Annotated in this window: 23 protein-coding genes; 19 read left to right on the top strand and 4 right to left on the bottom strand. The window is 36.1% G+C overall.

What is annotated here, in order from left to right:
- The first annotated feature begins 6 nt into the window (after nucleotides 1-6).
- The 10 genes from DBX25_RS11665 (at nucleotide 7) to DBX25_RS11615 (ending at nucleotide 10,595) form a co-directional block, all read left to right on the top strand.
- Nucleotides 7-507: an ECF transporter S component gene (locus tag DBX25_RS11665; RefSeq protein WP_240620264.1), complete on the top strand. Its 501-nt coding sequence runs from the start codon at nucleotides 7-9 to the stop codon at nucleotides 505-507.
- Complete coding sequence (locus DBX25_RS11660; RefSeq protein ID WP_108670980.1) at nucleotides 504-1,217, top strand: ATPase; 714 nt, start codon at nucleotides 504-506, stop codon at nucleotides 1,215-1,217. The genes DBX25_RS11665 and DBX25_RS11660 overlap by 4 nt, the downstream gene beginning before the upstream one ends.
- A complete protein-coding gene (gene cobO / locus DBX25_RS11655; protein ID WP_240620263.1) occupies nucleotides 1,214-1,756 on the top strand; it encodes a cob(I)yrinic acid a,c-diamide adenosyltransferase in 543 nt (180 codons plus the stop codon). The genes DBX25_RS11660 and cobO overlap by 4 nt, the downstream gene beginning before the upstream one ends.
- A 426-nt stretch (nucleotides 1,757-2,182) precedes the next feature.
- Nucleotides 2,183-3,007 carry an MBL fold metallo-hydrolase gene (locus tag DBX25_RS11645; RefSeq protein ID WP_108670977.1) on the top strand — a complete coding sequence of 275 codons (825 nt, stop codon included), beginning with the start codon at nucleotides 2,183-2,185 and terminating at the stop codon, nucleotides 3,005-3,007.
- Nucleotides 3,008-3,154: 147 nt separating this feature from the next.
- Nucleotides 3,155-3,793 carry an FMN-binding negative transcriptional regulator gene (locus tag DBX25_RS11640; RefSeq protein ID WP_108670976.1) on the top strand — a complete coding sequence of 213 codons (639 nt, stop codon included), beginning with the start codon at nucleotides 3,155-3,157 and terminating at the stop codon, nucleotides 3,791-3,793.
- Between the two features lie 61 nt (nucleotides 3,794-3,854).
- Nucleotides 3,855-4,520: a TerC family protein gene (locus DBX25_RS11635; protein WP_108670975.1), complete on the top strand. Its 666-nt coding sequence runs from the start codon at nucleotides 3,855-3,857 to the stop codon at nucleotides 4,518-4,520.
- Between the two features lie 431 nt (nucleotides 4,521-4,951).
- The gene (locus tag DBX25_RS11630) at nucleotides 4,952-7,087 is read left to right on the top strand and encodes a 5'-nucleotidase C-terminal domain-containing protein (RefSeq protein WP_108670974.1); all 2,136 of its coding nucleotides are present in this window, start codon (nucleotides 4,952-4,954) and stop codon (nucleotides 7,085-7,087) included.
- Nucleotides 7,088-7,448: 361 nt separating this feature from the next.
- Entirely contained in the window at nucleotides 7,449-8,384 is a 936-nt protein-coding gene (locus tag DBX25_RS11625) for an AAA family ATPase (RefSeq protein WP_108670973.1), read from the top strand.
- Nucleotides 8,381-9,535, top strand: a complete 1,155-nt coding sequence (locus DBX25_RS11620) for a DUF58 domain-containing protein (RefSeq protein WP_108670972.1) — start codon at nucleotides 8,381-8,383, stop codon at nucleotides 9,533-9,535. Before DBX25_RS11625 ends, DBX25_RS11620 begins: the two co-directional genes overlap by 4 nt.
- A complete protein-coding gene (locus DBX25_RS11615; RefSeq protein ID WP_108670971.1) occupies nucleotides 9,519-10,595 on the top strand; it encodes a hypothetical protein in 1,077 nt (358 codons plus the stop codon). The genes DBX25_RS11620 and DBX25_RS11615 overlap by 17 nt, the downstream gene beginning before the upstream one ends.
- 857 nt (nucleotides 10,596-11,452) lie before the next feature.
- On the opposite strand, the gene DBX25_RS20620 is transcribed toward DBX25_RS11615, so the two are convergent.
- Both DBX25_RS20620 and DBX25_RS11610 read right to left on the bottom strand, forming a co-directional pair.
- Nucleotides 11,453-11,602: a hypothetical protein gene (locus DBX25_RS20620; protein WP_157950953.1), complete on the bottom strand. Its 150-nt coding sequence runs from the start codon at nucleotides 11,600-11,602 to the stop codon at nucleotides 11,453-11,455.
- A 349-nt stretch (nucleotides 11,603-11,951) separates the two neighbouring features.
- Entirely contained in the window at nucleotides 11,952-12,224 is a 273-nt protein-coding gene (locus DBX25_RS11610) for an alpha/beta-type small acid-soluble spore protein (RefSeq protein WP_108670970.1), read from the bottom strand.
- 261 nt (nucleotides 12,225-12,485) lie between these two features.
- Between DBX25_RS11610 and DBX25_RS11605 the strand changes: the two genes are divergently transcribed.
- Nucleotides 12,486-14,288, top strand: coding sequence for a SpoIID/LytB domain-containing protein (locus tag DBX25_RS11605; RefSeq protein ID WP_108670969.1), 1,803 nt, complete (start codon nucleotides 12,486-12,488; stop codon nucleotides 14,286-14,288).
- A 541-nt stretch (nucleotides 14,289-14,829) separates the two neighbouring features.
- Here DBX25_RS11605 and DBX25_RS11600 read toward each other — a convergent pair.
- Nucleotides 14,830-15,501, bottom strand: coding sequence for an HAD hydrolase-like protein (locus tag DBX25_RS11600; protein ID WP_108670968.1), 672 nt, complete (start codon nucleotides 15,499-15,501; stop codon nucleotides 14,830-14,832).
- A gap of 213 nt (nucleotides 15,502-15,714) precedes the next feature.
- Between DBX25_RS11600 and DBX25_RS11595 the strand changes: the two genes are divergently transcribed.
- Nucleotides 15,715-16,272, top strand: coding sequence for a hypothetical protein (locus DBX25_RS11595; protein ID WP_108670967.1), 558 nt, complete (start codon nucleotides 15,715-15,717; stop codon nucleotides 16,270-16,272).
- 38 nt (nucleotides 16,273-16,310) lie between these two features.
- On the opposite strand, the gene pyrH is transcribed toward DBX25_RS11595, so the two are convergent.
- Nucleotides 16,311-17,048: a UMP kinase gene (gene pyrH / locus DBX25_RS11590; protein WP_108670966.1), complete on the bottom strand. Its 738-nt coding sequence runs from the start codon at nucleotides 17,046-17,048 to the stop codon at nucleotides 16,311-16,313.
- A gap of 177 nt (nucleotides 17,049-17,225) precedes the next feature.
- Here pyrH and DBX25_RS11585 point away from each other — a divergent pair, with 177 nt between their 5' ends.
- The 7 genes from DBX25_RS11585 to DBX25_RS11555 all read left to right on the top strand — a co-directional run.
- On the top strand, nucleotides 17,226-18,155 hold the full coding sequence (locus DBX25_RS11585; protein WP_108670965.1) for an ABC transporter ATP-binding protein: 930 nt from the start codon (nucleotides 17,226-17,228) through the stop codon (nucleotides 18,153-18,155).
- A complete protein-coding gene (locus DBX25_RS11580; protein WP_108670964.1) occupies nucleotides 18,152-19,246 on the top strand; it encodes an ABC transporter permease in 1,095 nt (364 codons plus the stop codon). The genes DBX25_RS11585 and DBX25_RS11580 overlap by 4 nt, the downstream gene beginning before the upstream one ends.
- A 27-nt stretch (nucleotides 19,247-19,273) precedes the next feature.
- Nucleotides 19,274-19,693, top strand: coding sequence for a DUF6526 family protein (locus DBX25_RS11575; protein WP_108670963.1), 420 nt, complete (start codon nucleotides 19,274-19,276; stop codon nucleotides 19,691-19,693).
- 466 nt (nucleotides 19,694-20,159) lie between these two features.
- Nucleotides 20,160-20,633, top strand: coding sequence for a MarR family transcriptional regulator (locus tag DBX25_RS11570; RefSeq protein ID WP_108670962.1), 474 nt, complete (start codon nucleotides 20,160-20,162; stop codon nucleotides 20,631-20,633).
- 10 nt (nucleotides 20,634-20,643) lie between these two features.
- Nucleotides 20,644-22,164 carry an MDR family MFS transporter gene (locus DBX25_RS11565; protein WP_240620262.1) on the top strand — a complete coding sequence of 507 codons (1,521 nt, stop codon included), beginning with the start codon at nucleotides 20,644-20,646 and terminating at the stop codon, nucleotides 22,162-22,164.
- A gap of 133 nt (nucleotides 22,165-22,297) precedes the next feature.
- Nucleotides 22,298-22,564, top strand: a complete 267-nt coding sequence (locus DBX25_RS11560; protein WP_108670960.1) for a hypothetical protein — start codon at nucleotides 22,298-22,300, stop codon at nucleotides 22,562-22,564.
- 493 nt (nucleotides 22,565-23,057) lie between these two features.
- Nucleotides 23,058-24,076, top strand: a 1,019-nt coding sequence (locus tag DBX25_RS11555; protein ID WP_240620261.1) for an L-cysteine desulfidase family protein, incomplete at its 3' end; no start/stop codon positions are given.

The raw sequence follows: 24,076 nt of genomic DNA, 5'->3' as shown, positions 1-24,076 counted from the left end.
TGCACAGTGACAGATATAAAATTAAAAAAGACTGTTTTGACTGTAATGTTTATTTCCTTATCTACGGTCGGAGCTATGATAAAAATCCCTGCTTTCATTGGAAGCATTGCATTGGATAGTTTACCAGCTTTGATCGCTGCGGTAATGCTTGGTCCAGTAGCAGGGGGTATTACAGCTGCGATGGGGCATATTTTGTCTTCATTATTAGCAGGATTTCCACTCGGAATGTTCCATGTATTGATTAGCCTAGAGATGTTTCTTCTCGTTATGCTTTTTGGATATTTATATAGGAAGGTAAAGGTCATTTCTTTTGTAGTCATGTTAATAGGAAATGCATTTGTGGCTCCACTACCGTTTTATTTCTTAATCAACCCATCTTTTTATTACACGTTGCTGACTCCTTTGCTGGTGGGCACTGTGATAAATTTGGTGGGTGCATATATTCTAATTCGTAAAGCCAGTCCAATTTTATCTCGCTATGTGGAATCTGGTGAGGTTAAAGGATGAGGGACGTTCAAAGTATCCCACTTTCAGATGAAGAACTGCTGGTACTTGCAGTGGATAATTCTGCAGGGGTAGGCTTGAAAGAGTATGATGTGGTAAAAGCGGATTATGAAGTGGTTTATAAATTTGCTTTAAGAGTAGCACTTATGGAATGCATGGCGTTTGGTGCAGCACCTATATCAGTCGTTGTTCATAACTTTATTGATCCATCAGTTTGGGAGACGATTGAAAAAATTACAGCAGAGATTTGTATCCAATCTGGAATAGAAGGAATGACTCTTACTGGTAGCACCGAATCGAATTTTCCAATGCTTCAGTCGGCCATTGGGGTGATGGTTGTCGGGAAGATGCATAAGAAGGAAGTCCGGAATCATGTGACTCCAGCTAATGCATCATTTGCTGTGATTGGCTCCCCGTTGGTAGGGGAGGAGGTTCTAAGCAGAGGAATTGAGATTTTACCATTAAATCTATTTCAGCGCTTATTGGCAACTCCGGGGATACATGAAATCCTTCCAGTTGGATCAAAAGGGATTGCGAAGGAATTTCGCCACTTTTCAAATGGATCGATTGAATGTGCCCTTGATATTGAAAAGTCAGGTGGACCAGCAACTTGTGCCATTATTTCGTATGACAGTCATTATGAAGATTCAATTAAAGAAGCAACGAAACAACATTTTCATCCAATCATCGTGAAAGGGGAATCACAGACATGACAAACAAGGGACAAGGATTAGTTCTAGTCTATACAGGAGACGGAAAAGGAAAAACAACAGCAGCAATTGGGGTTGCAATTCGAGCAAAAGGGCAGGGCAAACGAGTTTGTTTTATCCAATTCATTAAAGCCCCAGGCCGATCGTACGGAGAGAAAGTCATTTTTGATGGATTAGGCATTGAGAATTATCAAACTGGTGTTGGTTTTACATGGACAAAAACACCAGAGGAACACCGTGAAGCATTAAAAGCAGGCTGGGCGCTCGCAAAAGAAAAAATCATGAGTGGAAACTACGATTTAGTAATCCTTGATGAACTGAACAATGCTTTAGCAATTGAAAGCTTTCCGGTGAATGACGTGATTCCTATCGAAGACATTCTTACTACCATTGATGGACGACCAAAAGGAATGCACCTTGTTATCACTGGTAGGTCAGCAAACGAAAAAGTCATGGAAATGGCCGATTTAATCACAGAAATGAAACCATTGAAGCATTATTATGACAAAGGAATCCCTGCGGTTGAAGGAATTGAGTTTTAGTAGGGAATATTATGGGCTTGTAGAGAATTCTCTACAAGTTTTTGCATTTGTAGGGGGTCTGAGCAATAAGGGCATGGGATTTACATTCGAAAATGCCGTATTAACCGATTTTCAACACGAAAAAATCTACAAATATGGAAAAGTAGTGGTTGGAAATTCACATCCCAAAATAATAAAATCAATTATGAGTGAAATAAAATCGATAACAGAAATTTATCAACGAAAGCGGAAAAAAAAAATCGATAATCATAATTTATCGATTTTTCGACAAAATGAACCGTGACCATTGACCCCATAAAAGGGAAATTCCTTTTAAATAATGACCCTTTTAGAAAATCAAATACATCGAGATACATTTATGTTGTTTTAGCAATTGGTCAATTTTAAAAAGGGCAAACACTTAGTTTAATAGAGGAGTAGGTTCACATGATTCAATTTTCAAAACAATATCTAACAGTTTTTCAAAGTGCATTATTCAAAACTACCTCTACAGTTGTGGAAGGAGATAGTTACATATTGATTGTCGATCCAAATTGGCTTCCGAATGAAGTTGAAGCAATCGTGGAGTTTGTACATAAGATCCGGAACAATCGTGAACTGTACATTTTATTTACCCACGGTGACTTTGACCATATAATTGGGTACAAAGCATTTTCAGATGCAACAATAATCGGAAGTAAAGGTTTACAAAAACATCCTGATAAAGAGCGGAAATTAAACTTAATTAAGGACTTTGATAACAATTATTACATTGATCGGTACTATCCAATAGAATTCCCAGTTTGTGATATTGTCATTGAACAGGATGGACAACAACTTCAACTTGGGGACTCAACATTAACCTTTTATCTAGCTCCTGGGCATTCTCATGATGGGCTATTTACCATCATAGAACCAGAGGGCATTTGGATTAGCGGGGATTATCTGTCCGATTTTGAATTGCCTTTTATTTATGATAGTGCCACTTCCTATAAGGAGACTCTTCAAAAGTCAAAGCAAATTTTACAGAAGCATTCCATTAAAGTGCTTGTACCTGGTCATGGTCAGACTACAGAGGAAACGGATGAAATCAAAGATAGAATCCAGGTTTCAGAAAACTACCTGGATGAAATGATTGAGGCTGTTCAAAAAGACGATATAGAAGCACTAGGAGAGTTTGAAAAACGTATGCGTTATCCCTCCAAGTTCACTTCTGAATGTCATAAGGAGAATATTGAAATAATAAAACGTGAATTTGTAATAGGAAAATGATTTGTTAACACACAGTAAGTAGACATGGGTTTTGCTTTAAAAGAGTCTATATGAACAATTTGCTTTAATAAAAACAAAATGATTTTATGAGAAATATAGATTGTATGAGATTTTGTTAAAATCGAAAATACGAATGGAGGCTGAACCATGTACATACCGAAATATTATAAAATCAATGATGAAGAAATTAGTTTTCAATTCATAGAGGAAAATGGCTTTGCAACGGTCTTTTCCCAACATAACGGAGGTCCTTATGCTACTCACTTACCGTTGTTAGTCGACAGGACAAAACGGGAGCTTTACGGACATTTCGCGAAACCGAACTACCATTGGAAAGATATCGAGACTCAAGAGGTACTTGTCGTTTTTCAAGGACCTCATTGTTATATCTCTCCATCGTGGTATGAAACACACGATACGGTCCCAACGTGGAATTATGTTTCGATTCATGTATATGGTCAAGCCGAAATAGTGAAGGATGAACAAGAAATCCTGTCAGCACTTCACAACCTTGTTTCCAAATACGAATTACCTACGAGTCCTTACAAACTTGAAAATGTAGACCCGAATTATATGGCTGGATTAAGTAAAGGAATTGTCCCGTTTAAAATCAAAATCAATAGAATAGAAGGTAAATGGAAATTAAGCCAAAACCACTCAATCGAGAGACAAAAGCTTGTGATTGAGCAACTCGAACAAATTCCTACCGATGATACTAAACAAATCGCTAAGTTGATGAAAGAAAACTTAGAGGGCTTGGAAAAATTAAAGACAAGTCATCGATAGTCTCTGAATATAAATATTTTAAAGCCCAATAGGCAAAAAAATTTTAGGGGACTATCAAAAAATGGACCAAGCTTTAGTACTTAACTTGCTTGAAATTATTCTTATTAACATTGTTTTAAGTGGTGATAACGCAGTCGTCATAGCCTTGGCGTGTAGAAATTTACCAGAACACTATAAGAATAATGCTGTATTATTTGGTACTCTTGGAGCAATCGTTTTAAGGGTATTATTAACCTTCGTCGCAGTTTATCTGTTAACGATTCCTTTTCTAAACTTCATTGGAGGATTATTGCTCATCTGGATTGCAGTGAATTTACTAAAAGATGAGGATGAAGAAGAAATTAGAGGGAATGCAACACTTTTAGGTGCCATTAAGACAATTGTAATTGCGGATATCATCATGAGCCTAGATAATGTAGTGGCAGTTGCTGGAGTGGCACATGGAGATATCATCCTTATTATTATTGGACTCCTGATTAGTATTCCATTGATTATATGGGGAAGTAGCTTCCTTATGTACATCATGGATAAATTCCCAATCATCATTATTATCGGTGCAGCGCTACTAGGATATACGGCAGGGGAAATGATGCTAAAAGATCAGGCAGTGGGTCAAATTTTAGCAAATATTCATCCGAATATTCATTTTATTATCCCACTAGCTTTTGCAGCTTTAGTGATTATCATCGGAAAGCTAAATTTTTCTTCAAAAAAAATAAGTGTGTAATAAAAAGACTTCCTAAAATGGAGGTCTTTTTTTATATCTATAAAATGTATGGTCAAATTCATGTGTTTTGGGATGAGCAATGAGATTATGATCAGAAATTCAGAATTTAAAATCGTAGTCGCAAAAATACATTCAAAAATCGAATTTTACATGCAAAAGGGACCGATTTATTTTCGAAATTACGGTTTTATCGATTATTCGACAAAATCTCTATACAAACACCCATTCCCTTACTCAAAACCCTTCCAAGTACCTTTTGTAAATCTAACAAAAACCTTATATTGTTAAGAATTTTAAATAATTTGTAAATTTATCACGAATTGTGACAAAATTTTGTTATAATTACCCTGGTTAGGTATTATTCTGTAAATATTTTAAAAGAATCATAGGTTTACTTAAAACTATAATAAAAATGGTGGGAGATTAATTTGATGAAGAAAATTTCTAAAACTAGTCGTTCATTTATTGCAACTGCTACTACTCTAGCAGTCGCTGCATCAGTAGTAACTCCAGTAGCGGCGCAAGGATTTAAAGATGTTCCACAAAAGCAAAAAGCTGCAGTTGATTTTGTCATTTCGGCAGGTGCTAAAGGAGTTTCAAATACTCTATTCGGTACATTCCAACAGATTAAGAGAGTAGATGCGGCTATCCTTTTAGCCAATATTTTAGAGTTGGATACGAATAATGCTCCAGATTCAGGGTTTAAGGATGTTCCTAAACGTGCACAAGGTGCAGTTAATGCTTTGAAAGCAGCAGATATTATTTCTGGTAAAAATACAACTTCATTTGGCTCTTCACAACCTTTGACTCGTGGTGAGTTGGCCATTTGGATTCAAAAAGGTTTTGGCTTAAAAGGCAAGACTGAGCTTTCCTTTACAGATGTTAATGAACTATATAGCGAAGCAGTTCAAGCATTGTTTACTAATGGAGTTACAATCGGAATCTCTAAATCTCAATTTGGAGTAGCTAAGCCTGCTTTACGAGGAGATGTTGCGGTACTTTTACATAAAGCAGCGATGGCTAAAAAGAATAAAGATTTTGACCTTTCTATCATGCACACAAATGATGTTCACTCCCATACTGAAAAAGCACCAAAACGAGTGACAGCTATTAAAGAGGTTAGAAGTCATAAGCCTAACGCTCTTTTATTAGATGCTGGAGATGTATTCTCAGGAACACTATACTTTAACGAGTTTCAAGGTCAATCTGACTTAGAATTCATGAACTATTTAGGATACGACGCTATGGTTTTCGGAAACCATGAGTTTGATTTAGGAGCAAGTAAAGAGGGCCATAAAGCATTAGCGGAATTCGTGAAAAAAGCGAAATTCCCGTTAATTAGTGCAAATACAGATTTTTCTAAAGATGTTTTATTTGATGGAATGGTTAAAGGTGGTACAATTGCTAGCTATCCTCAAGATGGTAACATCTATAACGGAATGGTAAAAATCGTTGAAGGTGAAAAAATCGGTATCTTTGGCTTAACTACTGAAGAAACACGTGAAATCTCTAGCCCAGGAAAAGTAGAATTCAAGAATTACCTTGCTGAAGCTGAGAAAGCGGTTGAAGCTTTCCATAAACAAGGTATCAACAAAATCATCGCAATTACTCACCTTGGATATGATGATAATGTAGAATTTGATAACGACCTTGAATTAGCTAAGAAAGTTGAAGGAATTGACGTTATTATCGGTGGACACTCACACACTGTTTTAAATGCACCGGTAGTCGTTGAAGAAGGAGAAGAGCCTACAGTTATCGTACAGGCTGGAGAATATAGTTCTTACCTAGGAACATTAGACGTTAAGTTTGATAAAAAAGGTAAAGTTATTGGTCATGCTGGTGCACTAATTGATATCTCTAAAAAACAAGATGATCCTGAAGCACTTGCAATGTTAAAACCATATAGCGACAAAATTGCTGCACTTCAAAGTCAATCGATTAATGTAGAAGCTGTCCAAAAATTAGAAGGAACGCGCGAAATTGTTCGTGTCCAAGAATCTAATTTAGGAAACCTTATTACAGATGCAATGCTACAAAAAGCAAAAACGATTAATCCTAAAGCAGTGATTGCGGTAACAAACAGTGGTGGAATTCGTGCTTCTATTGATGCGGGTGACATTACACTTGGTGAAATCTTAACTGTTATGCCTTTTGGAAACTCTTTGGCAATTATGAATTTAAAAGGTTCTGAAATCAAAACAGCTCTTGAGCATAGTGTTAGTCAAGCTCCTGCAGCTTCAGGAGGCTTCTTACAAGTTTCTGGAATGACATTTAAGTATGATAGCAGTAAGCCAGCAGGTCAGAGAGTGGTAGAAGTGAATGTGAAAAATGCTGATGGTACATTAACTCCACTTGCAGATGATTCTTCCTATGTAGTTGCAACAAATACGTTTACAGCTAAAGGTGGAGATGGCTATAACGTATTCAAAGCGGCATATGCAGACGGTCGTGTAAGTGAGCCTGGCTTCGTTGACTATGAAATGTTTAAAGCATTCTTACAGACTAATAGTAAAGTAGATGCTAAAGTAGAAGGCCGTATTATAGATGTTGCTAAAACAAAATAAAGATTAATTAAAAATCCTTTCAGATTAGATGTCTGAGAGGATTTTTTTTAGGGAGTATTTGCTAGTACATGTACAAAGGAAGCTTTGCAGTATATTAATGGAAAAAAATTACGCTGCTACGCCTATTGTATTTGATGATTAATAATTGAATCCTCAGATTATATTAGCCAATATCTAAAGTCCGCACAACGAATTAGGTTAGAAATTTCTGTTGGATTGATTTCCGGTGAAAACCACAGTTGTGTATTACTTTATAGCAAACAAATTCATTATTTTCAAATAACTGACTTAGAGACTTTGTCAGAATATTATGGTATTATAAATTTACCTATTTTTACCTAAATTGAAGAAAGCAGGTTTGATGATGAATCCGATTAAAAAATTAAAGAGTAATATTCAGAAGGTATTTGTTGGAAATGATAAAGTAATAGATTTAGTAATTGTTTCGTTATTGTCTGACGGACATGTTTTGTTAGAGGATGTGCCTGGAACAGGGAAGACTCTATTAGCGAAAACGTTAGCTAAGAGCATGAGTGGTTCGTTTTCACGTATCCAGTTTACGCCTGATGTGCTTCCTGGGGATGTGACTGGGATTGAATACTTTAATCCTAAAACAAATGAGTTTGAAAAACGATTAGGTCCAGTACATACGAATATTCTATTAGCGGATGAAATAAATCGTGCGATGCCTCGTACTCAGTCGAGCCTGTTGGAAGCAATGGAAGAGCGTCAGGTGACAATTGATCGAGAAACTCAAAAATTGCCAAGTCCATTCATTGTTATTGCCACTCAGAACCCAATTGAATCTCAAGGTACATTTCCTTTACCAGATGCGCAGCTCGATCGTTTTTTAATTAATATTCCAGTAGGGTATCCATCAAAGGAACAGGAAAAGCAAATTATGCGCCTGTTTAGGGAAGAACAGCCGTTAGATCAATTAGAGGCTTGCATTACAACTGAGGAATTAGTAGAGCTGCAAAAGCAGACGAGAAGTATACATGTCTCAGAGGCCATTGAAGAATACATTCTAAAATTGGTTGAGGCGACGCGATCCAGTCACCTATGTGAAAAAGGATTAAGTCCACGTGCAACTTTAGCATTGATGAGAGCTGCTCAAGCAAAAGCTTTATTCGAGGATCGTTCATATTGTATTCCAGAAGATGTTCAATTTGTGTTCCCTTACATTGCGATTCACCGTATTTCTTTAACTATGGAAGGTTCACTAACCGCTAACCGTAAAGATATCATCAATGATATTGCAGCATCGGTGGATGTTCCTGTGGAGATTGCTAGATGAATAGGAATTACATAGATATTAAAATTCTGTTTCAAGAGAGTATGGTTGCGCTGTCTCTCCCAATTTTTTTATTCGTATTGTTTTTGAAGCAAGAATTTTTGATAGCGGCTTTTATTTTTTACTATTTGTACATATTGTTGATAAGAGCCTATACCAAGTATATTCCAAACTATTTACATCTCTTGCAGGATAAAAAACGGTATCGATTGTTTCCTGGAGATAGAGTAACATTAAAACTTGGAATATTAAATTTATCGAAAATCACGATACCAAATGGAGAGATTCATTTAACATTCGATCAATCCATCGAAAAGGAAAATTCAGAAGATGCAATTAAGAAATTAAGTAATTCTACAACTTTAAACTTTTCTGCACCACCGAAAAAGTCGCTTCAGTGGGAAATTGAACTCTTTCCACAAAAGAGAGGGTTATACCGAATAGAGAATCTTGAAATCCTTCTTTACGACTGGTTCAGTACATCTAGGGTTCTTATTCCAAAAATAGAAAAATTGGAGACTGAATTCCTAGTGTATCCACATATTAAGCCAGTCAAGAATATTAACGCACTTCAAAAAATGGTAACAGGAAGCCAACTGACAAATTTCTCTTTTTTTCAGGACGAGGCATCTATTTCTGGTATAAAGCCATATGAAGGGGAAAGCTTCCGTCAAATTCATTGGAAGGCGTCTTTAAAAACACAGAGTATTGTTTCTAAAAAGTATGATCGCGTGACTCATAATGGGATGACCATTTGTTTAAACCTTTCTTCGAGGCATAGAAATTCCTTCCATAAAGAGATGGAAAACTTCATATCCTATACCGCATTTCTTTGTCAATACGCTGCAAAGCAGAAAATGCCTTTTGAAGTTTTTATCAATCTTTTTAAAGAAGGCAGGCCTATTACCATCAGTATGAAGGAAGGTGTAGAACATGTAGGAACTTGCTTAACAGCTCTTGCGCAGATTTCAAACGCAGGGATGTTAGTAAAGGAAACTGCATTTTACAATTACATCGAGACTAATAAATCACCTTCTGTCGTAACTGTCATTGTAGGAGACACGTACCATTCTGGAGCATTACAAGGAAATGTAATCTTTGTGAATGAAAATGGTGAGTTAACAGGAGGTAATTCGGATGCAGCTTCTTTTTAATTCCGCCATATTTTTTCTTTTTTTCTTAGTTTCTATGAAAGAAGACCAAATTCTCTTTTTTGTACTATTTTTATTTGTTAGCTTAGCTGCAAAATGGGGGTTGAGGAATAGTCAAGTAAAGGGTAGAAAGCAGTTTTTTTCCATTATTCAATTTTTTATATTATGGGGATTACTGCCGTTTTCGGTCTTACAAAGCTTAGTCCTTACTTTGACGTTCTATTTACTTTTTTGGGATTCTTATGTGAAAAATTTTCATAGGATTTGGATGGCTATTGCTGCATTATTATATTCAGCATTGAATCTCTTTTCTCTGCCACGAATAACGGAGATTGCTTTATTTATTGTCATCTTAATCCTTGGTGTGCTTGTAGAAAGTCCGACTTTCCGCGTAGCATGGAACCGTATTGCAATGATTGGAACGACCATATTATTAAGTGCTGCTGTGTATTTTTTGTTGCCATTTGGCTTTAAGGCATTGGGATGGCTTCTCTACATGATAGTTCATTTAATTTCATTGCCAATTGGTTATTTAGTAGAACTGCTTTTGATCGCTTTCCCTAAATTAACGATAAAAGGTAATATGAATGAATCAGTAGAACTGAAAAAAATGGACAAATGGAATGAGTTTTTTAAAGAGGAAGCACAGTATGACAGCATCATTCCAATCATCATACTTTCAGTTATTGCGGGACTGGTATTGATTTATCTATACAGAAAAATGAGGAAAAGAGTTGAATATATTAGAGAATATCAGGCTGTAGAGCATGCAGGAATGCTATATATGACAAGTTTAGGTTTAGGTACAATGAATAAACCACCTACAAATCCAATTCGTAAGGCGGTTTTTAAATGGGAGAAGAAGCTGAAAGAACCACATTCCCGGAATAAAGGCGAGGCTTTTTCTAAATGGATAAAAAGGGTTTCTAAAACTGATCAAGAGTATATCAAACAAGTATATGATCGAGTTCGGTATGGGGACCAGACATGTTCACCGGACGAGACGAAGAAGTTTCAGAAGGAATTGAATCAGTTATTTTCTGATGCAAAAAAAAGGAAATAAGTAGTGTTTTGTAGAGTTGCTTCCCGCAGCTCTTTTTTGTACTGTAATAATATTATGTAAACTTAAATAGAGGTTTCAAATCGTAATCGAGTAAATCGATTGCAATACTTGAAAGATTAAAAGGTAAGGTGCACATGGGAGTTTCTTTGATCACAAAAAAGTTTGGAATACTACTAAACATAAAAGGAGAAAAAAATGAAAATCCATATCATAATACTAATATTCTTTATTATATCTTGTTTTGCTTCAATTATAGCTTGGCTTAACACTCACACCATATTGAAAGAGTTAAGTGAGATAAAAAGACAGTTAGGGATAAAGGAATATAGTAAACCATCCATTTTTGATAATGATTTGGATAAGGACTAAATCTATTGTTTATCTTTGTACCGAACTGGAAGGGATTATATTCGAGAAAAAAAGACCGACTATCAAAAGTCGGCCAAGGTGATGTCAGGTGCTTCCTAACATCTTTTACATAATATTCAAATGAAAGGACAAAGGTTACACTTTGAAAATAGAATAAAAGTAGGTCGTAAAAAGGAGAAAAAGAAGTAATACAAGTCCATTACAAGATTCTTAAAGTCATACTAAGTGGCAACGGGGATTGTAATATCCAAGTTATACTAGATGCATTCTTACATCTTAATGGGGAAATCGCCAGTGATATGTATGGAAATGGTCCTGCATTTATAGAGAAATTGGCACAACTCCTAGGGGAATTCGTCAAAATAACATGATAGTTGGTATAGAAGCTGAAGCAACTTATATCTAAAAGCAATGGTCTTGTATTTATGCAGTAGCTATTAAACACGTATATAAAAACAAAAGCCTTCGAATTCGAAGGCTTAAAATATTTAACGAACACGGATAATTTCATATATATCCACATCGAAATGTACCCTAGTATGCTTGGATTCAAGTCGCTCAAATTCTTCATTTTCCATGACAAAGCTTGATCCGTTAACCCACCAGTTTTTCAGTTCATAATAAATATCAGTAAGCATTAAGATTCCTCCCTGACTGAGTATTTCTATTACAATTTCATTATATGGACTGTATTTTAAGAAAGGATTAATGTGATGTAAAAGTAATTTGAAAGATAAGTAAAAATAAGAGTAATGAAAATACACTTGGATCTCAATTTGATTAGAAAATACGAGGCTGGATGAACTTTATTACCGAACACCATGCATTTATTACCGAACGTACCTGTTTTATTACCGAACGAACCATCTTTATTACCAAACCCCAAGATTTTTTTACCAAATGATATTGTTCTATTAACACAAAAGGAACTGGGGCTACATTTTTACCCATTAGCCAATTTTTTTACCAAACTCATCAATCTAAAGCCTATTTTGTTAAATTCTTTTTCGCCATGTTAATCATCTCTTTTACCATACTGCCACCAATCTGCCCGCCAATTTCCCCTGCTTGCTTAGAGGTTAATGTACCGTTGTAGTCTTTGTTAAGAGGAACTCCAAGCTCATCTGCGACCTCAAACTTAATTTGATCGGGCTCATTTGCAGTGGTTATATAGCCTTTCTCCTTCATCACCCTTACTTTTAGTTTATCTAATTCATCTCTAGCTTCTGGTATAAGTGGTCTGCGTTTTCTCTTAGCCACACAAATCCCTCCTTTTTTCATAGCTTGCCCAATTTAAAATGAAAACATAAAATGACAAATTACCTATTAGAATAATTTTAGTTCCACTTCTAAAGTATGAAAAATCAGAAAATTCTAACATTATGTTGACGCTTACACCTTTTCTATAATAAATTACTAAAATAGGAAAAAGGAGGGTAGATAACATAATCTTTCATTTTTGTAGTTTTTTGGATAGGGAAATGGAAGCGTTGTCAATTAAGCTAATTGAGGAGGAGAATCATGCAATTAAAGAGGGTAAGTAGGTTTATTAGTGTTTTTACAATCATTCTATTAATCTCTGGACTTTTTCCAGGGGTGTATTCTGGAAAATCTACTGTAGTAGAAGCAAAATCTTCTTGGGATAAATATTCAGAAAAAATCATGGCAAAAGATATATCTAAACTATCCATAGAATTAGAGATTCAAGGAGTTCTTAAACTTGCTAAAAATTATAAGGTTTATCAGAGAGTAGATAGAAAACTTTATCACAAATCACTTAATGATGTAAGAGTCGGTGCAGAAAATATCACTGTTATAGTCAATCATAAGAAACAAGTAACAAAAATCTTTATCGATGGCCAAACTCCAATTAAAAATATGAGAGTTGGTATAATGACAACTAATTTTGTATCAACGGACCATGAATTAATAAAGATGAGTTCGCCAACAGGACTTAGTATTACTGATAAAGTTGCAAATGTAACATTTACGATTGGTGCAAATGAATCTATTACATTTAAACCAAATACTCATGAGATTACAGTAACAAAGGATGATAATACAAAATTACATACTTCGAAAAATAGACTCTATGTTTCTACAGATAAATCTAGTAAAATCGCAATCGGCAGTATTACTAGACCGAGCACTACAAAGCCTGAAGGGCCAGCGTATAGAGGCTTCTTTGAAATAACAGCATCAGAAACCGGCGATAAGCTTAACTTAATAAATGAAGTGAATTTAGAAGATTACTTATTACAGGTAGTTCCAAGTGAAATGCCAGCTTCCTTCGGGCTAAACGCTTTAAAGGCACAGTCTGTTGCAGCGAGAACGTATGCTTTAGGAGATTATTTATCAGATAGATTTGCCACAGAAGGCTATTATGTTTTAGACAGTGTAATGAGCCAGGTTTATAACAATTCAGCAGAAAATGCACTTACCTCTCAAGCGGTACAAGAGACTAAAGGAGTTATAATGCTTAGTAAGGATGGAAGAATAGTAGATGCTAGATATTATTCTACATCTGGTGGTTATGGTGCATCCAAGCACCAAGTTTGGTCAGATGCTAATGGATCTTTCCCAGGCATGGAAGTCCCATATTTATTAGCACAAAGTCATACGTTTGATCCTAATGATCAAAGTAAAATGCTAGAAATAGATACATCAAACGAACAAGAAATACTAAACTTTTATAAAACCTTATCACACACAGGATATGATGGAACGTCTCCATGGTTTAGATGGAAAGTAACATTATCTAAAGAAGAACTATCAAATACCATTAATAAAAATATTGGCGCTAGACAAGCTGCAGACCCTAATTTCGTACTAACAAAAAATGCATCTGGTGAATTTGTAAGCCTCCCAATCCCAGCTGAAGGTATTGGAGAATTTAAAAATATGTACGTTGAAAAACGTGGTGATGGCGGCAATATTATGGAGCTCGTTATTGAAGGCTCTACAGGAACCTATAAAATTGTAAAGGAATACAATATTCGATTTACAATTAGACCAACATCTACATATACAGGTGGTGGACCAGTAGTATTGCACCGTGCGACTACTGGAAGTACTGATTATAATTCACCGTTAAACAACTATACGATTCTTCCTTCTGCATTCTTTAATTTCGAAATAGGCGAAGATACTAGTGTGACATTCTTCGGTGGTGGAAATGGACACGGTGTCGGAATGAGTCAATATGGGGCATCTCACCTTGGTTTAAAATTGGGTTGGGGATTTGATCAAATATTAACTGGGTACTATCCGAATATGACATTGAATGATGTTTCGGTAATAGGTGCTTCCTTGAATAGAAATTGATATTACCGTGAAAGGCAAAGCTGTTGTTGCTAAAACCTGCATTACTCAAGATGTTGCAGATATTCATATGATGGAAATTCTTCAAAGTCTTAAGAATAATAGTTAATAGTCAGACAAAAAAACTCATTTGCATCCTTTTAATGCAAATGAGTTTTTTTGTCTGTAGACTCGGTTCCTATTACTCCCCGTATAAAACAACTACACGGAGAGGTAATTAAAATATCAACAATCTATCCAAAAAAAGTCCCCCAAAATAATTGTACAGAAATATAATATGATATACTAATAATAACAAAATACATATTTTACCTGGTGGAGCCTGTCAACATGGAATGATTATGTCTTTGTTTACTGGCTCTTTTATGGTCTTAATTAATGTGAAAGGCTGTTTTCGTTAGCTTTTTTGCTATTGAAGAGATCAATCAAATGCTCCACAGTGCTTGTCAGATCTCAAACATCATCACAGTGAAATATTTCCGTGAAATATTAAAATAGCCATTTCATTAAAGAAACGGCTAATTGCTTTCTTATTAAAGATACTTCAAAAAGATGCTATGTTTTCAATCTTTGGTAATATTGCTTTTAGCTCAATTAAGTCATCGATTACAAAGTCAGCGTGAACGAGTTCATCTTTTTGGGCATAATCAAAATTACATCCAATAGCAGTCAACCCATTATCCTTAGCTGCATTAATATCAGATAGACGATCGCCGACCACTGCAGCATTTATGATGTCGTATTTTTTTATAATATTTTTGACCAAAGCACCTTTATCGAGCGTTTGGATTTGTTGAATACTGAAGGTTTCTGTAACCCAACTATCCAAATGATAATAACTCACAATTGCTTGTAAATATTCCACTAGTCCATTACTTGCTATGTAAATTGAATAATTATTTTCTTTTAAGTAACTGAAAATTTCCTTTACGTTTGGATATAAAGCACCTTTTCCACTCTTTATGTTTTCGATTAACCTTTCTAGAAAATAAGCATCCGTTTGTTTTCTTACCTCATAAGAGTGGGTAGGTAACAAAGCTTCCCAAACTTTAGGTAATGGAACACCCATTATTTCACGGTATTTATCAATAGGTGTACTTGTATCCCATAAATTTAGTGACCGTAAAACGTTAAAAGTATCCTCAAGTGACAACTCTAATATTTTATCTGTTTGAAATAGAGTCCCATCCATATCAAAAATAACAGATTGCAGCATTACATTCTCCTCCTCATTGCTATTGCTTAATTAACATATGTATCAATTATACCAAAAAATGAAAATATACTTTGATTAGCTAAACCAGCTTTTATGGAATGGTTAAATCAACAAGGGAATAATAAATGGTCCTTTGTTTGGCTATGGATACAGTCACAACCGCTATAAAATTTTAGGTTTATGAAAGTGTAAAAATGTAAAAATGGGGTCTTTATGCGAACAGTATGCTATTTTGGATTGGTTATTTCGGTATTTTTAATATTTACTTCGAACGCTATTGCCTCAAGTTGGGTGCAATTAGAGCCGGAGGTAGTGGTTGAGAGGGCTGATGTGGTAGTAATAGGGACATATGACTTTTCTAGTCGGCCAGAAAAAGACGATATGATTTTACATGGCTATGAATTTAATGTACAGGAAGTATTTCTAGGAGAAGTCACCAATCCCGTTACGGTGGGAATAGACTTCTATGATGTTGCGTGGGCTAAGGAGTTTCAAAAAAAAGGGGGATTATTTCTCTTGTTTTTAGAAAAGGCGAAAGGAATCGATTACTTAGTTCCTGTTGGAGGACCAAATGGTATGGTCAATATTTTCAATGGAAAAGTTAAAGAAGGGATAGCTAAAAGCAATTCTTTTTATGAAAAATATTTACAAGGAAATGATAGTAAATCAGTTAATGTCTCTTCTAATAAGAGTGCAATTTACTGGTTTGGGAGTTTACTAGTTGTCGTAGGGTTGCTAGTAATTTTTTTAATTTTTCGTAGAAAAAAATAATTGCGTGTCAGCTACCACTCGTACTGACACGCGTTTCTCTATTCAGCAGTTAAAACTGTCTCTCGATCACTTATTATTGTACCAATTTCTTCTCCTAAGCTGATTCTTCGCATGGCACCAGCCTCATTGAAGTCGAAGATGTGTACTGGAAGACCAAAATCCCTTGCAAGTAATAGTGCGGACTGGTCCATGACCTTAATTCCATTCTTGACGACATCCTCATAGTTCAAGCTTTGGTACAGCTTGGCATCTTTTGCGAATTTAGGGTCTGCCGTATACACGCCATTTACTCCTTGTTTTGCTACGAATAATGCGTCACAATTCATTTCTACCGCACGTTGGACACTCGGGTAGTCGGTTGTCACGAATGGTTGACCGTTACCTCCACCAAAAATCACGATGTATCCTCTTTCCAAATGATGCACGGCTCTTAAACGTATATAAGGTTCAGCAACTGATGGTGCGGGCACTGCAGTCATGACACGAACTTCTTTGTTCACTTTTGATTTCAGTACACCACGGAGCATTAAACTATTGATAATTGTTCCCAACGTTCCGATATTATCAGCCTCAACGCGGTCGATTCCCCATTGTTCGGATAAATTTCCTCTGAATATATTCCCACCGCCAATGACTATACACACTTCCATTCCCAAGGAAGTTAAAGAGATAATTTCGTCTGTAATGTGTTCAAGGTTATCCACTCCAAAACTATCTCCGTTTTTCCCGGTCAATGCTCCACCGCTTAATTTAAGTAATACTCGTTTATATTTCATAACATGCACCCCTTGGAAATTAATGTGATGTACACAAATCTTCTAAATAATAACAGAAATTAAAAAAATTACAATTTTTATTTTTAAGAAATTTTAAATTTTTCTCTTTTGGTTAAACAGGATAATTTTCTAACATAGTGATAAGATGGTAGTAATTATAGATGTGGAGTGTGAAAGATGAGTTCGCATGAGGTAATTATTCAAGTACAAAATCTCGTGAAAAAGTATGGAGATTTTACTGCTGTAAAAGGAGTAGAATTTCAAGTGCGTAAAGGAGAAGTATTCGGTTTACTAGGTCCAAATGGTGCTGGGAAAACAACTACATTAGAAATGCTGGTAGGACTAAGGAAACCCGATGATGGTACTGCCACTATTGGGGGCTTTGATATTAAAAGCCAACTGAATAAGGTGAAAGAGGTAATCGGAGTACAGCTTCAGTCTACTACTCTTTTTGAGCTACTAAAGGTTGAAGAAATTCTTGAATTATATGCAAGCTTCTATCCTAAGCATGTTTCAATCCCGGAATTAATTGAAGATATGCTCCTTACGGATAAAAGAAATAGTCGAATTAAAGGTCTCTCCGGTGGACAAAAGCAAAGATTGGCGATTGCACTGGCACTTGTGCATGATCCATGGGTTATTTTCCTAGATGAGCCCACGACAGGTTTGGATCCCCAAGCAAGAAGGACACTTTGGGATATTATTCTTCAATTAAAAGAAAAGGGTAAAACGATTGTATTGACAACACATTATATGGATGAAGCCCATGTGTTGTGCGACAGAATCGCTATCATGGATCAAGGACAGCTAATAGCTTTAGACACCCCTATGGAGCTCGTAAAGTCTCTTCAGTCCGACAGTGCGGTAGAGTTTCGATTCGAGGATGAAACAGTCCAAGCAGATTTGACTGAGATTGAAGGTGTAAAACAACTTGGAAGTCAAAATGATCTCCATATCCTTTATACAGATGATATGCAAATCACATTGACCAGTTTGATTGAAATGGCTTCTGAAAGACAGTTGAAATTAAAGGATTTACAAACAAGAACAGCGACATTGGAAGATGTGTTTATCCATATGACTGGAAGGAGATTGAGAGAAGGATGAAAGCTTATTGGCAACTAACACTTACACAGTTACGAATTTTCTCTCGAAATCGTCAAGTCTTGTTTTGGACATTGGCATTTCCAATATTTTTGATGGTTATGCTAGGTTCATTTTTAGGAAGTGGGAATGGCATCTCATTATCGATTGGTGTTGTTGACGAGGATCATAGTGAACAATCTAAGCAATTCATCACTTCCTTAAAGAAGAATGAAGCTATTGATGTGGAAAAAGAAGGAAATGAAAAAGATGCATTAAATAAGTTGAAAAAAGGGGACAGCCAATTGATTGTGGTTATTCCAAAAGGCTATGAGGAGAGTTTAAAGGCTACAAACCAAGAGCCAGTCTCCATTCCAGTCTACTACAATGAAACCAATTTTGCTGTTTCTCAGGTGGGTCTTCAATTAGTAAACAATGTAGTCGATGGAATTAGTAAAGAGAAAGTCGACTACCAACCTGTTGTTGTGACAGAGGCAAAAGGAATTGAAACGCTAAACCTTAAATACATAGACTTCTTAGTTCCTGGAATCGTAGCAATGATGATCATGAGTAACAATATGAATGGTGTTGCTGGACAAATTGCTGCATGGCGAGAACGTGGGATTTTAAGAAGGATGCAAGGAACAACACTAAAAGCTTCAACATTCATTGCTGCACAAATCACGGCTAGGCTCATATTGAATGGACTTCAAGCTTTAATCGTTTTACTTGTTGCCCAACTGATATTCGGTGTGGAAGTACGAGGTTCATGGTTAACGTTAATAACTTTTGTCATCCTAGGTACACTAGCTTTCATGGCAATTGGATTCATCATTGCTGGAATCGCTAAAACTCCAGAAAGTGCAGCACCTATTGCAGGGTTCTTATCCTTCCCGATGTTATTTTTAGGTGGGGTATTTTTCCCAATCAAAAATATGCCTGAGTTTCTGCAGCCCATTGTTCACGTGTTACCAATAGCGCATCTAAGCCACGCACTAAGAGAAACGATGAATGTAGGAGCATCTTTTATGAGCCTAGGAACAGAGGCTCTCATCTTAGGATGTTGGTTAGTGGGAGCTTTTTTCATTGCAAGCTATACATTTAAGTGGGAATAGACAATTAAGGGGAATGGGGAGAAAACTATGAAAGAACAAAACTATGCAAATCACACGAGAATGCATCCGATTTATCATTATGTATTAACGATTATTCTTTTAGCTGCTCTCATTGGAGCCATCATAGGAGTGGTTCGTTCAGCAAATCTATCATCTGTTGTAATGCTATTAATCGTTATCGGACTTGGAATTACCGCAGCACTTGTACGACTTTATGCTTTAAAAGCTCAGGATCGAGCGATTAGAGCGGAAGAGAATTTGCGACATTTTGTGCTGACGGGGAAGCTGCTTGATTCAACACTAAGCATGGGGCAAATTGTGGCATTGAGATTTGCAGAGGATGAAGAATTGCCCAAGCTCGTTCAAAGAGCAGTGAATGAAAATTTGAATCCAAAACAAATTAAAATGGCGATCCAGAGTTGGAAAGCTGACCATAATAGAATCTAGATAGTAAAAAGGATGAACCCAAAAAATGGTTCATCCTTTTACAATTTAGATTGAAAAAAGTCAAAAACACATAGGGTTTTCTGGAAGTTTAGGATACTTTACGCAAGTCATTACTAATCACTATTAATATTGACTTGATTCCCAATATCCATTTTGTATTTTGGGAGTGTCTGAACACTTATTTTCAATTCTGAAGGATTTAATTCTAATTCTTGCAAAATACGTTCGAAACCTGGAAAAATACATTCGAAACTCAAAAAATACAATCGAAAATAGCCATATATCGATTTTCGACAAATTCAACCAAATTAAATCGAGTGCCAAGCCCCGTATGACAACATATTTCTTTATGTTGCCTAGCACTGATTTATATGTTTGACATAATCAAGCATCCGTCTTACTATTTATCTTAGTAACTAAGATATTTATTTACTAAAATAATTGCTACATAAAAGGAAGTGAAAAAATGGCGGAAAAGCCATTACCAAATGATGAATTCGTTCAAAGTCTAATTGAGGAAATTCGAAGGTTTAGTACCGTTAATGTATTATTCAATGAAGGGATTGCAGCTAAGCTACATTTGAATGCAACGGATTTAAAATGCAGGGATTTATTAAATCAAACTGGTCCGATTACTGCTGGTCAGCTAGCTATATTAACGAATCTTACAACCGGTGCCATTACTGGAGTGATTGATCGTCTTGAAAAAGAGGAGCTGGTGAAACGTGTCCATGATCCCGAAGATCGTAGAAGGGTCATTATTCAGCCTCTAACACATAGAAACGAAGAAATTCGTCAATTATTCATTCCGTTGCGCACCTCTCTTTCACAGCTTTTAAAAAAGTATAGTGATGAGGATTTGTATGTGTTTTTAAGCATTATAAATGACTTGAATACTTTGTTTCCAAATGAAATCCAAAAATTAAAGAATGAGGAATAGGGGGGTATTTATGGTTTCAAAAGAAAGTAAAGTCGGCTTTGTCGTGACCGGTCTATTATTAGGGATGCTGATGGCAGCCATGGATAACACGATTGTTTCTGCGTCAATGCCAACCATTGTAGGGGAACTACAAGGACTCGATCAATTCATTTGGGTAACTTCAGCTTACCTAGTAGCTACGATGGCCAGTATGCCGATTTTCGGTAAATTATCGGATATGTATGGAAGAAAACGATTTTATTTATTTGGATTAGTCATATTTTTGGTTGGTTCTGCACTTTGCGGAATGGCACAAAGTATTGTGGAGCTAAGCATTTACCGTGCGATTCAAGGAATTGGCGGAGGGTCGTTAATGCCGATTGCCTTTACGATTATTTTTGACATTTTCCCTCCAGAAAAACGTGGAAAAATGACAGGATTATTCGGAGCAGTTTTTGGACTGTCCAGTGTTTTCGGTCCTTTATTAGGGGCTTTTATTACAGATGAAATCAATTGGCGTTGGATTTTCTACATCAACTTGCCATTAGGTATTATTTCATTATTTTTAATCAGCCAATTTTATAAAGAAAACCTACAGCTTCGTAAGCTTAAGATAGATTGGTTCGGAGCATTAACGTTGATCGGTTCGGTGGTAAGCTTAATGTTCGCATTGGAGCTTGGAAATGAATATGGATGGACTTCGGCTTCAATCATGGGGTTATTTTCTATTTTTGTTGTATGCTTTGGGTTATTCCTTGTAATTGAAAGAAGAGTGGAAGACCCAATCATTTCATTCGGATTATTTAAAAGACAACTATTTGCAGCTACACAAGGAGTAGCGTTTTTCTATGGTTCGGCTTTTATTATTACTACAGTGTTGATTCCGCTGTTCGTACAATCTGTATACGGAGGAACAGCAACTAATGCTGGTATCATTTTGATTCCAATGATGGTCGGTTCGGTTATCGGAAGTCAGGTGGCAGGACAGTCTGTTAGGCGATTCAGCTATCGTGGCATCATGCTTGTTTCAGTAGCGTTATTTTTTATAGGAATGCTTTTATTAAGCACGATTGATGTCAATACATCACGTTCAATCCTTACCATTTACATGGTGATTGCTGGTCTTGGTATGGGATGCTCATTCTCAATGTTGAGCATGGCAACTCAACATAATATCGAGCCACACAAGAGAGGTATCGCTACTTCAACGAACACATTTTTTAGAACACTAGGAATGACGATTGGTGTCACGATTTTTGGTACCATTCAAAACCATTTATTAAAGAGCAACTTGCAAGATGTGCTTGGAAGTTCAGGAGGCTTTTCAGGAAATTTCAATTCAACTGCCCTTTTAACAGCGGAAGGCAGGGCACAAATTCCGCCTGAAGTACTTCAGCATATAACAGATGCAATGGCATTATCCGTTTCAACCACTTTCAAGTGGACACTTATACCAATTGCATTAGGATTTATTTCGATAATATGGATGGGGAAAGAGAGAATGATCGTTCCACAGCAACAAGGAAAAATTAGTAAGCAACAGGCTTCATAATAGTGATTGAGTGCCAGGCATCGTTTAGGTGTCTGGTTTTTTTATATGGATATTTAGGGGAATATAATATATAAATGGAAGAATGTGGGTCGGTGTAATATAATGGAAAGGAAGAATGGGTGGGGGTATCCTAATGAAAAAATATGGTTTATTATCAGTTTTGATCTTCTTGGTATCATCCTTAATTTATGTAGTGTCGATGTTTAATGTTTCTGGAGTTGCCGTACTTTCAGGTCCTATGATGATTTTACTGGTGATGATTCTTCCTTTCGTGGGAATTTTAGTTGCCTTTAAGGCAAAAGGTGGATTGAAAGCAGCCGGAATTATCGGTAACTCACTATTGTTTTTTATATCTGCTGTTATTCCTTTTGCTTCAACATTATTTTGGAATCAACCATAAAGATGAGAGAGGGTTCCTGCTTATTTAGGGAACAATAGCCGTTCGTTTTATAATAGTTTCTGTAAAATAACCTTATAAATTATCGATATATAAAGGACCTCATAAATTGTAGGTCCTTTTCTGTTGCTATTACAACAAGTAAGTTACTATTCTTCAGTCAACTATTACGTAAAACTTTGACAGGCTTCAGTCAAAAGTTTAAAAAGAAAATGATAAAAACAGATAAGAAAGTTTGTAGTAATTGACGATTAATTACAGAGAAAAACATCTTAAGATAGCGGAATTGATATTATCAAAACAAACACCTGAATAGTAAATATTACACCAACATTAATATAAGAAAGTCCCCCAATAAACCATACACCTATGGTAATATCTTATTGAGTAGTCAAGCACAGTACATGGACAAATGTCCTCTTATTATTAATAGTAATAACAATGATTCGACAAAATTCGGGTGGTGCCTGTCACCATAAAGTGGGTGTGGAACAGCGTGGAGAAGCATAAAATATTAGCTATTATTGAAAAAGAGCTTGTGGTTGCCCTCGGTTGTACCGAGCCTGTGGCGATTGCATTAGCAGCAGCAACGGCAAAAAGCTATGCAAAGGGTAATATAGAAGAAATTAGTCTTAAAGCTAGTGGGAATATTATTAAAAATGCTAAATCCGTTGGGATCCCTGGAATGTCGTCTAGTGGTCTAGATTTTGCTGTCGCAATTGGAGCAGTAGCAGGAGACCCGGATAAGCAACTTGAAGTCTTGAAAGACCTGAATGTTGAAGATGAGAAATTAGCGTTAATGCTCATTGAAGATGGCAAAGTAATAACAGGGCAAGCGGATACATCGAAACGACTATATATAGAAGTGATTCTAAAAACCGATGTGAACACGAGTAGGGTGGTCATTTCTGATAATCATAGTAATATTACATTAATTGAGGTAGATGGTAAGATTGCGTATCAGGGTGGTTGCGAAAATATTGGTATTCAATCTGACGAAGAAGAATTAACAACACTTTCAATAGATGAAATTTATCATTGGGTTCAAGAGGTTGAACTTAGCCAGTTATCTCTGGTAAAAAAGAGTATTGACCTTAATAGAGTTATTGGATTGGAAGGCCTTTCTGGCGATTACGGATTAAAAGTAGGGAAAACGATACAGGAAAATGTTAAAAAAGGGATCCTTTCCAATGATATTGCTACTGCCGCTATGTCATTAGCAGCTGCAGGGTCAGACGCTAGAATGGCTGGTTCAACCATTCCGGTAATGGCGAACACAGGAAGTGGGAATCAAGGAATAGCAGTTACACTTCCCGTTGTAGCTGTTGCTGAAAAGCTACAGGTTTCACAGGAAAAAATGATTCGAGCGGTTGCGCTTAGTCACTTAATTACTATTCATATCAAATCAAAATTTGGTCGACTTTCTGCATTATGTGGCGTAACTGCCGCAGGGATGGGTGCAAGTGGGGCCATCGTTTATTTACTAGATGGAGATTTACAGCAAGTCAAAGCAGC

Source organism: Peribacillus acanthi (assembly GCF_003073175.1).
In the GTDB taxonomy this organism is placed as follows: Bacteria; Bacillota; Bacilli; order Bacillales; family DSM-1321; genus Bacillus_BN; species Bacillus_BN acanthi.
Note: the sequence above shows the minus strand (reverse complement) of the source record. Positions and strands in the feature narration are given on the sequence as shown.

Coding starts and splice junctions, on each gene's coding strand:
- DBX25_RS11605 (WP_108670969.1), top strand. CDS start 12,486: ATGCAATTAAAGAGGGTAAGTAGGTTTATTAGTGTTTTTACAATCATT.
- DBX25_RS11660 (WP_108670980.1), top strand. CDS start 504: ATGAGGGACGTTCAAAGTATCCCACTTTCAGATGAAGAACTGCTGGTA.
- DBX25_RS11625 (WP_108670973.1), top strand. CDS start 7,449: ATGATGAATCCGATTAAAAAATTAAAGAGTAATATTCAGAAGGTATTT.
- DBX25_RS11585 (WP_108670965.1), top strand. CDS start 17,226: ATGAGTTCGCATGAGGTAATTATTCAAGTACAAAATCTCGTGAAAAAG.
- pyrH (WP_108670966.1), bottom strand. CDS start 17,048: ATGAAATATAAACGAGTATTACTTAAATTAAGCGGTGGAGCATTGACC.
- DBX25_RS11570 (WP_108670962.1), top strand. CDS start 20,160: ATGGCGGAAAAGCCATTACCAAATGATGAATTCGTTCAAAGTCTAATT.
- DBX25_RS20620 (WP_157950953.1), bottom strand. CDS start 11,602: ATGCTTACTGATATTTATTATGAACTGAAAAACTGGTGGGTTAACGGA.
- DBX25_RS11645 (WP_108670977.1), top strand. CDS start 2,183: ATGATTCAATTTTCAAAACAATATCTAACAGTTTTTCAAAGTGCATTA.
- DBX25_RS11575 (WP_108670963.1), top strand. CDS start 19,274: ATGAAAGAACAAAACTATGCAAATCACACGAGAATGCATCCGATTTAT.
- DBX25_RS11595 (WP_108670967.1), top strand. CDS start 15,715: ATGCGAACAGTATGCTATTTTGGATTGGTTATTTCGGTATTTTTAATA.
- DBX25_RS11565 (WP_240620262.1), top strand. CDS start 20,644: ATGGTTTCAAAAGAAAGTAAAGTCGGCTTTGTCGTGACCGGTCTATTA.
- DBX25_RS11600 (WP_108670968.1), bottom strand. CDS start 15,501: ATGCTGCAATCTGTTATTTTTGATATGGATGGGACTCTATTTCAAACA.
- DBX25_RS11560 (WP_108670960.1), top strand. CDS start 22,298: ATGAAAAAATATGGTTTATTATCAGTTTTGATCTTCTTGGTATCATCC.
- DBX25_RS11635 (WP_108670975.1), top strand. CDS start 3,855: ATGGACCAAGCTTTAGTACTTAACTTGCTTGAAATTATTCTTATTAAC.
- cobO (WP_240620263.1), top strand. CDS start 1,214: ATGACAAACAAGGGACAAGGATTAGTTCTAGTCTATACAGGAGACGGA.
- DBX25_RS11615 (WP_108670971.1), top strand. CDS start 9,519: ATGCAGCTTCTTTTTAATTCCGCCATATTTTTTCTTTTTTTCTTAGTT.
- DBX25_RS11640 (WP_108670976.1), top strand. CDS start 3,155: ATGTACATACCGAAATATTATAAAATCAATGATGAAGAAATTAGTTTT.
- DBX25_RS11580 (WP_108670964.1), top strand. CDS start 18,152: ATGAAAGCTTATTGGCAACTAACACTTACACAGTTACGAATTTTCTCT.
- DBX25_RS11630 (WP_108670974.1), top strand. CDS start 4,952: ATGAAGAAAATTTCTAAAACTAGTCGTTCATTTATTGCAACTGCTACT.
- DBX25_RS11620 (WP_108670972.1), top strand. CDS start 8,381: ATGAATAGGAATTACATAGATATTAAAATTCTGTTTCAAGAGAGTATG.